The sequence below is a fragment of the Segatella cerevisiae genome (assembly GCF_024054555.1).
GTDB lineage: Bacteria > Bacteroidota > Bacteroidia > Bacteroidales > Bacteroidaceae > Prevotella > Prevotella cerevisiae.
In genome coordinates this window covers 1-12489 of sequence record NZ_JAMXLY010000015.1, presented here as the reverse complement: position 1 = coordinate 12489, position 12489 = coordinate 1, and the positions used below count along the sequence as shown (strand labels likewise).

9 protein-coding genes are annotated in these 12489 nt (G+C 43.2%); all 9 read right to left on the bottom strand.

Annotated elements, in window-relative coordinates:
* Window positions 1-14: 14 nt before the first annotated feature.
* Window positions 15-542, bottom strand: coding sequence for a TlpA family protein disulfide reductase (locus NG821_RS05455; protein WP_252760651.1), 528 nt, complete (start codon window positions 540-542; stop codon window positions 15-17).
* Window positions 543-560: 18 nt separating this feature from the next.
* Window positions 561-4073, bottom strand: coding sequence for a hypothetical protein (locus NG821_RS05450; RefSeq protein WP_252760650.1), 3513 nt, complete (start codon window positions 4071-4073; stop codon window positions 561-563).
* A 112-nt stretch (window positions 4074-4185) separates the two neighbouring features.
* Complete coding sequence (locus NG821_RS05445; RefSeq protein WP_252760649.1) at window positions 4186-5046, bottom strand: leucine-rich repeat domain-containing protein; 861 nt, start codon at window positions 5044-5046, stop codon at window positions 4186-4188.
* 26 nt (window positions 5047-5072) lie between these two features.
* Window positions 5073-6110 (bottom strand): fimbrial protein, encoded by a 1038-nt coding sequence (locus NG821_RS05440; RefSeq protein ID WP_252760648.1) that lies wholly within the window; start codon window positions 6108-6110, stop codon window positions 5073-5075.
* Between the two features lie 9 nt (window positions 6111-6119).
* On the bottom strand, window positions 6120-7451 hold the full coding sequence (locus NG821_RS05435; RefSeq protein ID WP_252760647.1) for a fimbrial protein: 1332 nt from the start codon (window positions 7449-7451) through the stop codon (window positions 6120-6122).
* 27 nt (window positions 7452-7478) lie between these two features.
* Complete coding sequence (locus tag NG821_RS05430) at window positions 7479-8453, bottom strand: FimB/Mfa2 family fimbrial subunit (protein WP_252760646.1); 975 nt, start codon at window positions 8451-8453, stop codon at window positions 7479-7481.
* Between the two features lie 98 nt (window positions 8454-8551).
* On the bottom strand, window positions 8552-10129 hold the full coding sequence (locus NG821_RS05425) for an Mfa1 family fimbria major subunit (protein ID WP_262921864.1): 1578 nt from the start codon (window positions 10127-10129) through the stop codon (window positions 8552-8554).
* 43 nt (window positions 10130-10172) lie between these two features.
* Complete coding sequence (locus NG821_RS05420) at window positions 10173-11645, bottom strand: DUF3868 domain-containing protein (protein ID WP_252760645.1); 1473 nt, start codon at window positions 11643-11645, stop codon at window positions 10173-10175.
* 10 nt (window positions 11646-11655) lie between these two features.
* Entirely contained in the window at window positions 11656-12222 is a 567-nt protein-coding gene (locus NG821_RS05415; protein WP_252760644.1) for a DUF3575 domain-containing protein, read from the bottom strand.
* Window positions 12223-12489: the final 267 nt, after the last annotated feature.

Genomic DNA, 12489 nt, shown 5'->3' with positions numbered 1-12489 from the left:
GTGATCTGAAGTTGTCAGGGCAGACAAGCTCTGACAGCCTCAGAAAACGTATTCTCATCAGGCATCTCGACATCAGAATAAATGAAGTGGACTCTACCCTGCCGATCGGCGATATAAATACGCGGTATATCCTGACTGGCGAACAGGTTATAGACTTTCCTATCCTGTTGTGCCGAATAAGGCAAGTCCAGACCGGCGGTCGCCCAATAACTGCTGACCGCTTCAGAACTTTCTTCCCGACTGATTGCCAGCCACTTCACATCAGGATTATCCTGATACACCTTATAAGCTTTCTCGATCTGCGGCAGTTCCTGACGACAGTCACTGCAATCCGTATTGAAAAACACAAGAACTGAAACAGAACCTTTCAAAGAAAGATTACTATATTGAATGCCATCTGATGACATGACCGAGAAGACAGGAAGTGTATCCCCCACCTGCACGAGGGAATGATCACCTGCACTCCTGACGCTTTCGGAATCTGAGCATGATGCCAACAACCACAACAGCATACAGACGGGCAGCCATTTTCTTATACTCATACAAATTTATTCTTCTTTTTATTGAACTGTTACTTTCCGCGTATCATCCACCACTGCATTCTGCAATCGCACAATATAGGTACCTGCAGCCAGTCCATCAACAGAATATTCTCCTTTGGCTTTCACCTCAGACCGACGTATGATTCCGCCTTTATCATCGGATATGAAAACAGAACAGGACCGGGCACTTCCATTTGCCACCGTCAGCGTATTGCTAGAGGTTGAGACAATGATAAGTGACTCATCACTTGAAAAGACAGAACTGGAACTTGTACTGGAAAGAACAAACCGGTCTACGGTCTCTCCTCTCGTTGCCGTGAACGTATAGGATTGCCCGTTAACAATCTGCAACATCTTACCGGTCAGCAAATCCTTGAGGTATATTGGCCCTGAAGCCATATCTTTTGACAGAGCAAAATCTAAAGTATAAGTTCCATCTTTATCGGGAACGAATCCGATAACCGTCTTATTGAAACTCGGAACTGTTGCCACCTGCAATTTACTACTATCCGAAGCAGCAACATACAACTGTGCACTGTTTTCATCTGCTATCTTACGTCCGTCCCAGCCATTATCAAAACCATAGGTGGTCTCTTTCTTGTTGAAGACCCAGACACGGTCTGCAGACTGATCTCCAATGACATCCATCACCAGTGCAGGTATTTGTTTGACGGTTAAACTATTCCCGGTTGCCGGAGCATCAACTTTATTGTCAGTTGCAGTCGTTGCACTCCTGGTAGCAATCTGATCACCTGAAGCATTCGTGATCGTTTCGTTCTTCACCAGTTGGGAATAATCAATAGAGAGGTTACCTGCCTTACTGGCAAGAACCATAAAGGTCTGAGTTGAAGGAATCATGGCGGGCAGCGTTGTCGTAGAGCCGGAAGGTGTCTGACCTGCAAGTTCAAAAGGAACAGCCAGATATTGTCCGCCTGCGACTCCACTGAGATTAACGGAACTCCCGTCCAACTTCCGCCATTGGTCACGGGTACCTGTATTAAACAGATAAACTTCCTTTTCCTGATCCTGATTGTCAAAGGTCAGGGCACTTGCAATGGGAATGGCAGCCGTATACGAGTTACCTATCAGATTGGCTCCGCTATAGTTCACAGCGTCAGTCTTTGTCAGGGGCACCGTTACATCCCCGACATTGAGTATACCCGTAAAACTGTAGACGCCCGTAGGGAGATCATGAGCGTCATTTGTCATCTCATACCCCTTAAACGCCTTGAGTTGCGTATCAGGAGCATAAGGTGCCGGCTGCCATTTATTTCCGTTATACGCTTCCACCCACTGATTGACCGTTTCATTCCCGCTGACGTTATCAGCAGGGAACAACGCGCTTTGCACAGGGATGCCGAAATATTGCCATTGCTTCTTGTACAACCCACACTCGTCACAATAATGTGCCTGGTTATAGAATTCTGCTATCACCTCAACATTCTGATTCTTAGTCGGGTCAGCGAAGAGCAATGTACCATTCGCCTGACTGTTATAAGGATCCGCTTTGACAACGATAGTCCCTTTGTCAGCATTATCATCCTGAACTGTTCCATTGATCGTGAGTTGATTGCCCATTGTAACCACCAGATTCATGTCAGAATTATTGATCAGATTTCCAATCACACGACCTCCATTACCTTGATCTGTACTGTCCAGATACAAGTCATTTATAGCTGCACCTTTCCCATTACCATCATCACCGCTATTATTATCCTTAGTGGCAAATTCTACATCCCATCCTGCTCCCGGCACGAAACCGGCCGTCCAGTTATTCGCGATACTCCAGTCCGTACCGTTCGTACCATACCAATAGTTGTGCCATTTTAAAATCGTACTGCTACTATTATTATCTGAATTAGTATCAGGGATATAGGCAAGTTTTGCAGTATTTGTCCATGAATTGTGAGTTTGGTCAGGAGTTACATTAATTGTAATCGCTGGGTAAGCGAACTGAGACTTTAATAGATCCGTTCTAGTAAAGGTATAAATATTATTGGATACAGAAGTCGTCCAGCCATTTGCCGCAATGCTTCCACCAGATTTTCCGTTATAGTCCGTTACAGTCAATCCGGCAGGAATGACATCAGTAACGGTAACAGGGGCATTAGTGTTGGCAGGCTTATCTATACTGCTAATATTAGTTACTTGGATGGTAAACACATTACCACCAAGTTTAGCCATACCGTGATTGTCCACTCCCTTCTCTATTTTCAAGTCTACTTTCGGATTCAGCACCGTTGTACTTACCGTAGAATAATTATTGCTCAAATCAGTATCGGTGATTCCTGAAGGTGAAGGGTCTATGCTAACATTATTATTAATGACTCCTCCACTAGGAATATTTTTTATTGTACCGACAATTGTAAAGGAAGCCGTACTGTTTTTCGCCACATTCAGGGTTGTTGCGAACGGATTCGTGAATCCTGAAGTTACAGCGATACCACTTGTAAATCCTTCAGCAGTGTTATTGATAGTTCCCTGGTTGTTAAAAGTAATGGATTTAATTTGAAAGTCGTTGACGGGGGAAAGAATATTCCCTGTGCCGTCTTTTATCGTATCGTTCAGCAGAATTCCATTTAAGTCGGACCCGGTATCATTTGTAACGTTGACAGTATATGTCAAATCATTCCCTTGCATCTGACTAGTCTGATCGACACTTTTCTGCACACGTACATTGCCTGGAGTAGTAATGAGCACATTTCGGATTTCATGACAGTTAAAACCGCCTCCTGTAGAGGCCGCAAAACCTAACTTCAACTTATTCGGAATCGGATCAGTTGTAGTATATGTCAACAGTTGCGTGTAAGCTCCACCAAGCGTAGTAGTCCAATAAACGGTAATCTGATATCGAGGAAAAGCTGCGGTACCAGTAGGTGTAATTAAGATTTTCACTTTTCGGTAGAAAGTAGCATCGGTGGGTCGTGAGGTCGTAACTGTGTTATAGTCCATTGAAGTAGGACCATTAGTAATAGGAGAATTTTGCAATTGTTTAGAAGTGAGATACTTCCAACCTGATGATGCCGGACCTCTAAGGGTAATAGAATTAGGTTGTACCGTCGATGAGACCCCTCCATGCCTTCCATCATTATTAGTGGCAAAATTTCCATATTCATCAATTCCTATCCCTAAATAGGCACCAGCTAATCCGTTATTATCATCATTATAATTTGCATAGCCCAATGAACCTCCGTATCCTCCTATACTGAAAGGAGCGGTGGCATCAAACAAGAACACTGAGAATCCATCTGCACCATTATACGAATCCGAAGACTTTCTCCACGCCTTATATTCAAACTCAATAGCTACCCCCAATGTAGAGGGGAAAGATTTGTTAATATAAGCATAACCAGCTCGATTTCCTGCTGATTCTGTAAGTCGTAACCAACCTTGGTTAATCGGATCACCGGAATTATAATTATTTCCAGATGTCAAATAAGCATTTTCATTGCCTGTTCCTTTTCCCCCCAAGATAATATCACCTCCTACGGAACTCCCCTTAAAGTTTTCTGTAATCGTAAACTGGGCCATACCATGTTCTGTAAATAGGAGAAAGCCAATTAGGATTAAAAAGAATTTAATTATAAAAGTATGGCAAGCATATTTTATCATTCCCATCTTACATTTTTAGTTAACATTCATTTTATTGCAATATCCATCCCTTAGTAGAAAGGGACGACTTCAAGGTCTCATCCATTTTACCTTCCGGCATCCAAAGACTACCTTTAACAACATTTTTAAGTACTACTACTATTTTCGCACATTCGTTTTCCGTGAATGAATTTCCAAAAATCCACAATCGGTTTAATTGTGGATTTTTCGAAAGATCGAGGGCTGTAATCCTATTATTATAGCATAACAGTCGCTCTAAAAGCAAGTTTTTCGTCACATCCAATGCTGTCAATTGATTGCCCGAGCAATCCAATGAAGCAAGATTGGTCAGTCTCGAGATGTCCAGGTCATTCAATTTATTATTGTAGCACCAAAGGGACAGCAAAGCTGTATTTGCGGAAAGATCAAGTGTACTGATCCGGTTTTCCGAGCAATCAAGTTTCTCCAAAAGACTGTTTTTCGATACATCGATACCCGTCAGTTTATTCTGCGGACAATTCAGAATTTTCAAGTATGGGTCTGCACTGACGTCAATAGCCGTAAGCGAATCAGCCGTACATCCCAAATAGGTCATATTACCGTGAATAGTAATTTTCTTTAGTCCTTCAGGAAGGGTATAGTCAACATAATCCTCAAAGGTCTTCACATCTTCCGAAGCATCCTTTGCCCGGATACCATCGCCATTGAGGTCTATCCACACTCCTGAACGCGAAGCAGACTCAGCATCTATGGCAAGGCTGATTTTCCCGTCATTGCGGGAAGTCATCAGAGTCGTCACCCCGGTACTGTCTGCAGCAGTTGTGGAAGAGGAAGCCTCATAGGCATTATCTTCGGAACAGCCTGTGAAGAAAAGCAGCAGTCCGAAGCACAGATAAATATATTGATGTCTCATAAGAGTCATTCTTCTTATCCTGTCCATTATAGATCTATATTATATGTATACCAAGTATTGCGCACGATTTTGTCGGGCAGCGGAAGTTTATACCATTCCGGCCCGAATTCAGGAGGAGGAAGGGGGCCTTCGTCAGTACGTGGGAGTTCTATCTCGATGGCAGAGCCGGAGACATCACTCTCGTTAATATAGGTGATGATCTTCAGAGACGCCACCCCACCTGTTGCGGATAAAGTATAACCTGTTCCCGTATCGGAAGTAGAAGAACCATTCAGTGATGCCCCCCACAGTGACCAGTCATCTGTATTGGGCCAAGCATTGTCAGAACTGCTGGCAAAGGTTGCCGTTTTTTCTGACGGTTTGATGACATAGGTGTTCTGATCAAAATTGACGAAGCGGTATTTATATTGGTCTAACTTGCCGTCTGTGATTGTCGGGACAGTTTGGAAAGGCGAGCTCAACGTGACATTGAGTTCTATCTTAGCGATGGCGCGTGTAAGGGGAATCTGATCCAACTGGCTATCCTGAATGAAATCATGGGTAGCATTGCCGGTCATGAGTATCGGTGCCTGAATATTGTCAGACCAGGGCATAGCCGTATTTCTGAACACACTCTGCAACCCCTCTTCAGTCGTCACCCCATCCAATTGGCTTTTCAAATCCGCACAATTGGCAACGATATAGACATCGCGTTTTCCGGCTTCTGCCTGAGTCAGGTCCAAATCTACCTTGTTATCTGACGTACTCCAGGTTCCGCCTGTAAAACTCGCAGAGCTCACGGCATATTTCTTAAGCGTCTGGTCAGTTGAGGTCGGGAACAAGAACACATAAAGGTCAGTTATTTCGTTTTCTGCAGAACTCCCAGTCACGGTTGTTGCCCGAGTCGCAGAGGTCTCAGACGTGTTCCTGCCATCGGTCACGTTCATCGTATACCCCGGTACAAAAAAAGACAGTTCTATCTTTTTGCTGTTTCCGGCATCTCCTCCGTCAACGGAATCATCAGACGAACAAGCGCCAAGTATCAGACTTGCGAGCAGCAGGATGATCAATCTATCAGTTCTCATCTTCATTCCTTATTTACTAAAAGTCTTTACCACTTTATTATTATAGTATACTTCCAGATAAGCACCAGACTCAGGTTCAGCATTCAGGTCAAAAGAAGCCGTAGCTCCGTCAGCCATCTCAGTAAAATCCTTTTCCGTTGTACCGTCACTGAAAGTCGTAGAACCTACGGTCTTGAGTTGGACGTCAAAAGGAGGACAAGCCTGGAACGTATTTTTTATGGTCACAGAAGTCCCATCCACTTCCACATTATAGCCGTAACCCATATATAAAGATTTATTGACAGTATTCCAGTCGTCCACGCTATAGAGGATTTCTATTGTCTGCAGGTTGTTGATGGTATACCTATAATTATGGTTGCGGTAGATGGTGTAGTCAGGGGTATAACCTGAAAATTGACCGGTCGCCTTCTTGAGATAGTCCGTATTGATATCTGTATCGTCAGTGATGATCGGAATATCATAGGTCTGTCCTGCTGTGGTCTCTATTGTAAAATAGTTGATCGGTTGATTGTTTCCCCCTGTTTGCCAGGAAGCAGACGAGATAACTGATTCCGGCATATAACAATAGTAAGTATTTTCGGAACTCTCCTTGGTCAAAACGATGTCATCGCTATAGGAGGTTGCCGGAGTAGTAGAAGGATTCGTCAGACAGTACTGAGCATTGGCGTTGTGCAGAGTCACCTTCTTCACACCGAGATTGCCCTCTGAATCACCCAATGAAAAACTGACCTCCAGTTTTGCGGTCACTCGAATGAGTTTTACTTTGTCATCCGTATGTGTAGTGCCATTGTCCACGTAAGTGGGTCTGAACGGTACCGGTTGATAGATGCTACCTCCCTCTGATACGGTCTGATTGAGATAGACCCGGGACATCGGGAAGCCCTTGTCCAACGCAGCCCCCTGATATAAGTCCGGGTCTAAGTCTCTCACCTTATTCATATATGTTGTTTGCAGATCTTTCTCATTGGTGATACTCTGCAATGCCGTCTTCATGTCCGGCACATTTGCTATAAAATAGAAGTCGCGTTGTCCGGGAGTCAATTTCACCACAAAGGTATTGCTACCGGTCATGGCGATATCAGCCTCGTCATATTCTGCCACCTTCTCTCCTGTAGACGAATCGAATACCAGCATGGAAAGGTCATGCACACGGTCTTCATAATAGGTACCGTCTGTATTGATCGTACCATCCTCGTCCAATCCCCCCGTAGCACGTGTAACAGAGAGATAGACAAGAGGTGTTGATTTGCCTGCGGCATCTTCTGAAGTGTCAGAACATCCCGAGAACAAAGGCAGCAAGGCTGCTAATATCAGATATATATGTATTAATTTCTTCATCATCTTTTTTAACAAGGTGAATTAAAACCATTAAAGTCCCAATTCAGTATCATAACTGTGAACCAGCCAGTTGTTGACCAGAATATCACAAGAGAAATGGGAAGCACAACAATCCTTCAAGATGAAACGGATGACAAAATCATGCTGGCAAGCCATATTGATGTTCGTCTGCTGCTCATACAGCAAGAGGATACTGCCGATCAGGTCTCCGCTGAACAAGGTCTTGTTTTCTGCAGGATCACTCAAGGTCAGGAGATTGTTATAACCAGTCTTCAAATCAGTCATGGCAAAGTTCCAAGTCACGGAATTGTCTGTATATTGAGTGCTTAGGGCAGGATAGTTCCAGACCTTACTGTTCAAGGGCATACTGCCGTCTATATTCATTGTCCCGTCAGCAGAAGTGACACCGATAGCGAAATCTTTCGGAGAGACATGATCTTCGAGCACTGTCTCGTCCAATTCCACTTTCACAGTCACGCGATTGGTCATCTCACTGAGGTTAATAGCCGTCTTCTTATAGACTGTTCCTTCTTTGTCGGGATCAGGCAAGTAAACCGCAGAACTCTCCCCCTGCCAGAGTCTTGTACCACTCAGATCAGGAGCCGTATTCGAGGCTGATTTCAGTGTCAGCATCACATCTTTCTTAGTCGTGGTTCCATCGATGAAGTTACTCGTCGTAAACTTGTCATCAACGCCTGCCCAGGCGATGAAGGTAAAGTTACCGTTTGAAACTGGCATTAAGACCGAATAGTCACGGTCCAAATTGACGTTTTTCTCTGTGACCGACGTCACAAGTTTATCATTTTCGTCGAACGCAAATACAGTGAGCGAGGGAACGCTCCCGATGAATGTAGTATCTGATGCACAAGGTGTCTTAGAATAAAAGTTAACGTATACACCTTGGGGACAATGCTTCAAACCGTCATATATAAAGGAGTCGCAGCTCCATAGCATTGTTCCCAACGCGCATAGCGCTATCAACATCTTGTAATGTAAAATTTTCATGCTTTGCGTCTTTAGATTTCTTGATTGATTTAAAATCCGGAGGAAGAGGAATTTCTTCCTCCGAATTATATAGAATTATAATGTGGTTGATAAGCAAATCAATAATCATTGCCCATGTCAATTCCGTAGCTGTGAATTGTATAAGGTAGTACGGTTATTGTAACAGACAGATAAGTATCGTTTGTTTCCAATGGGTCTGTTGGTTTAATTGGATTATCTGGATTATCAGGTATATTAGGATCTGCAGGATTATTCGGATTTTTAGGATTAATTGGGTTATCCGGCCCGACAGGTTTTGTTGGATCGTCAGGAGAACCTGGATTTAACGGGTTGTTGGGAACACCGATTGTCTTGAAACCTGAGATATACACATTATATACTTGATTGCGGACAGTAGGTGACATGCTTGCTTTTTTGTCTCCATCTTGTTCAACTGTACCAGGAACAGCATCCGGATTCAGCCATAAGACATATTTGGTAATAGCACCTTTTGAGCCATCTCCTTTATAGCAAGTGGATTTTTGTCCATTTGCTTCTGCAAGTGCTCGTGTACTGTAAAATAAACCGTCATTCTGTCCTAAATAGACATCATCTCCAGCTTTATAAGTTCCATTTTCTACATCCTTAACACTGTCAGGAGTGAATGTAGCCCGGATTTCAAAATAAGTGGTATTGCCCTTATAATATCCAGTTGAGGAATGAGTTACCGGTAAAACAAATTTTTCAGAGGTTTCTGATGACAAGGCTCCTGCAATTGACTCATTTGTATTGCCAGCGATAGAGGTTACCTCAGAGAAAGAGTTTAATCCAGTATTATCCATTAAGGTAGCACCAAGAGTCGCATCTCCACTATATATTGCAGATGGAGTCAAATAATCTGTCTTCTGGAGATTGAAAAAAGACTGACCACTTTGGCCCACGCCGTATTTTACATCACTAATAGTGATAGTACTAGCTTTTTTTCCGCTGGCATCATAAAGTTGGATGTTTTTGTTGATATCCTTAGCCATAGTAACAATAGCGCGTGAAACTACACGCTGCACTTTTACTGATATCAGATTTGTAGTACCGTCCTTAGCTTGTTGTTCTGTTATGTCTGGTTGGATTGCAACGGTCGTTGGTGTAACATCATTGGTCATCATAATGATGTCCTTGGTATCTGTCGAATTATAAGCTGAAACTTGGTTGGCAATGGTACTAACTTCACTTGCAAACGCTGCGTCAAAAGTGTTAGGTTTTGTGGCCGCATTTATCAACGTTGTAGTTACTTTGTCATGTACATCATTGACAACAACATATGCTTTTACATTTTGACCTGGGGTTGCTTTTACTGCTAAATTAGGAGTTAAGACCCCATCATTACTAATTCCGTTAAATTGTGATGTACCAAAAGTCGTGTAATCAATAGTCCCTAAGGTTGTATTGTATAAGAATACTGTAATACTTTTGATCTCATCACGTCCGCTCCATGTCCCAACGGGATTGTAATCGTTTGGTAACCCTGATGATGCTCTTGTACCTGATGAAGTTGGGAATGAAATAGATAAACTAGCATACGTCGTTCCCTTTTCTGCCGCCGTCTGTGAATTGGGCAGACTGTCATCACTGCTGCAAGATGTCAAGGCCAATCCTATTGCCAAGACACCGAGCATAAATAAACTTTTAAACCTTTTCATAATTTAAAAAATAAAATGAACACTTAATTTTTGAATAATATATTTAGTTTTGATTTTCTACTTTGTCTAATTCTTTCAGGTTATGGACGGCATTTTCATCTCCCGCTGATTGCGCTTGGTTGAAATACTCTTTTGCTTTAGTGAAATCACCTTTCTTGGCATAAGCTACGCCAAAATCATTCCAAGTCTTAGAGTCAGATTTGAGTTTCGCCAATCTTTCCAAAGCTGCTTCCACATTACCGCCCTCAATATCGGCAGATGCAGAATTCAGGATGGATATCTCATTGTCAGGATATAAGCGGGTAGAGATATCGAAAACGTCCTTAAAATCCTTACTGCCTGCAGGATAACTCCGGGCAACCATATACATTTCATTGAGACTCAAGAGTTTGGGATTGGTCTTGATGATTTTCTTAGCTTCTTCTACGCTGAACGGACGCACCTTATATATAATAGTGTATTCGGTGCGGCGTAGAGCAGGATAGAAATCGTCCAACAGAGTACGGTAAGTACTGCCTCCTGAAAGTTTCTTCAGCCGGGCATCCCTGGCGTCCGGATTGCTCACACGTGCGATAATATTCAGCACCGCTTGCTTGTCTGCCAAGTCAGAAGTATCTACAGAAGCCTTCAGCCCATTCCAATCTTCACCATAACTCCTCACGGTCAACTGGTTTCGGGGGATTCTAAAATTGGAAGTCAGATAATTCGCAAAGGATTCTGCACGATTCTTTGCCAAGACCTTGTTATGAGCCACGGAAGCTTCAGGAGATGCATAGCCTGCAATGTCTATCTTCTGGATAATGAAATCGGAATTATTGCGGATTGCATTGACTATCCGATCCACCTCATCCAGTTTCCCGGCATTACCTTTATAGTTCCGATGAAGTTCTGAACGGTCCACTACATAATTGAAAGTTGCCGAATGTCTGTCACTGCGTGTCTTGACTTCTGCCTGAGGCATCACATACGTGAGTTGATAGGCCGGCACATAATCTCCAGGGAAAATGCGGGGATTCAAGGAATCCGACAGACCCTCACCCACATTGCAATCCGCACAACCCTTGACTTCTTCAGCCAAGACCAAGGCAGCATTTTTCATCCACCCGGCCTTCTGAATCTCAGCCTGATAGGGAATGACCTGTCTCGCGTCATTGTCTCTTTTGACAATGGAATAAGGCAGACTGTCTGTGCCAAGTTCGAGAGGATGATGGAACAACTGTTTCCGCTTTAATATGCGGGTACGTCTCCGCCCTGCAACAACGACAGGTGCAAGTGACACATTAGTCTCATCAGTGTTGGACCGAATAACAGGTGTAAGAATGAGCATATCGTTGGATGGGACATCAACGCCGTCAACGACGATATCCATTGATAATTTCAAATTACCGTTTTGGCTGGTGACCTTCTGATTTTCCGCTTTAATACCCTGCAGATAAGAAGTCTGGGCATTGACAGGAAGAGCGAGCGCTAAAAGAGCGTACGCCAGAAATAAAGAGAATATAGATTTTGATTTCATCTTCGTAGGATTATTTTAGAAAATAAATCAGAGAAATGCCAGCCTTGGTTACACCCCAATAATTATAGTTGCCTGTGGACAACTTGGTTCCACAAACTGTACAAGGGTATTTATCATAGTGTACACGAGCATAACCGGCACCGATATTCATTTCCAGATTCCATCGCTTGCTCATTACCCATTGATAGCCATAGCTCACACCTGCGCCATAGAACCAACCTTGATACCGCTTGTCTTTGAGCGCCTTGAAGGCAATAGGGAAATCCCAGTCAGACACATTGAACTGTCCTCCATGGGCATGTATGCCGATAAAATGACCATTGAACTTTTCACAAAACCAATAGCGGGCTTCAGGCTGCACCATCCAGTGCTTCATTTTCTTATTATCACTAAAAGTCCATGGATTGAGGTTACCGGAAACATCCAGTGTCCACTTCCTTGACAAAGCGGTCTCTACTCCTACATTGATTGTGGAAGTAGCATCGTAAAGGAGATTTGTCTTCACGCCCAGTTCCTGAGCATTGACACCCGTTGATAAAAGGCACCCCTCTAAAGCGAGCAGAATAAGTCTTTTCATATCAATTCACAAGTTTATTTTTAGCTTATCGGAAAAAGTCATTCACTTTTCATCTTAAAGTTTATACTGTTTTGTACTCTTTGTTGCTTATCCGAAAATGCCTGATTTTCGCGCCACTCCATGCCGTCCCATTATAATCTACTCAAGTTTCGGAAGTAAGAATTATCAACAACCTGCTATACTGCGATTTTTTCGTAGAAGTTTACAAACCGGTTCATCTTATCAGCCTTGTAGATAATTTTGTACATGATTCCGTCATCAAATCCG

What these genes read in the sequence shown, in the direction of transcription:
- NG821_RS05435 (WP_252760647.1), bottom strand. Translation starts at nt 7,451, where the DNA reads ATGATGAAGAAATTAATACATATATATCTGATATTAGCAGCCTTGCTG.
- NG821_RS05450 (WP_252760650.1), bottom strand. Translation starts at nt 4,073, where the DNA reads ATGGCCCAGTTTACGATTACAGAAAACTTTAAGGGGAGTTCCGTAGGA.
- NG821_RS05425 (WP_262921864.1), bottom strand. Translation starts at nt 10,129, where the DNA reads ATGAAAAGGTTTAAAAGTTTATTTATGCTCGGTGTCTTGGCAATAGGA.
- NG821_RS05445 (WP_252760649.1), bottom strand. Translation starts at nt 5,046, where the DNA reads ATGAGACATCAATATATTTATCTGTGCTTCGGACTGCTGCTTTTCTTC.
- NG821_RS05440 (WP_252760648.1), bottom strand. Translation starts at nt 6,110, where the DNA reads ATGAGAACTGATAGATTGATCATCCTGCTGCTCGCAAGTCTGATACTT.
- NG821_RS05455 (WP_252760651.1), bottom strand. Translation starts at nt 542, where the DNA reads ATGAGTATAAGAAAATGGCTGCCCGTCTGTATGCTGTTGTGGTTGTTG.
- NG821_RS05420 (WP_252760645.1), bottom strand. Translation starts at nt 11,645, where the DNA reads ATGAAATCAAAATCTATATTCTCTTTATTTCTGGCGTACGCTCTTTTA.
- NG821_RS05430 (WP_252760646.1), bottom strand. Translation starts at nt 8,453, where the DNA reads ATGAAAATTTTACATTACAAGATGTTGATAGCGCTATGCGCGTTGGGA.
- NG821_RS05415 (WP_252760644.1), bottom strand. Translation starts at nt 12,222, where the DNA reads ATGAAAAGACTTATTCTGCTCGCTTTAGAGGGGTGCCTTTTATCAACG.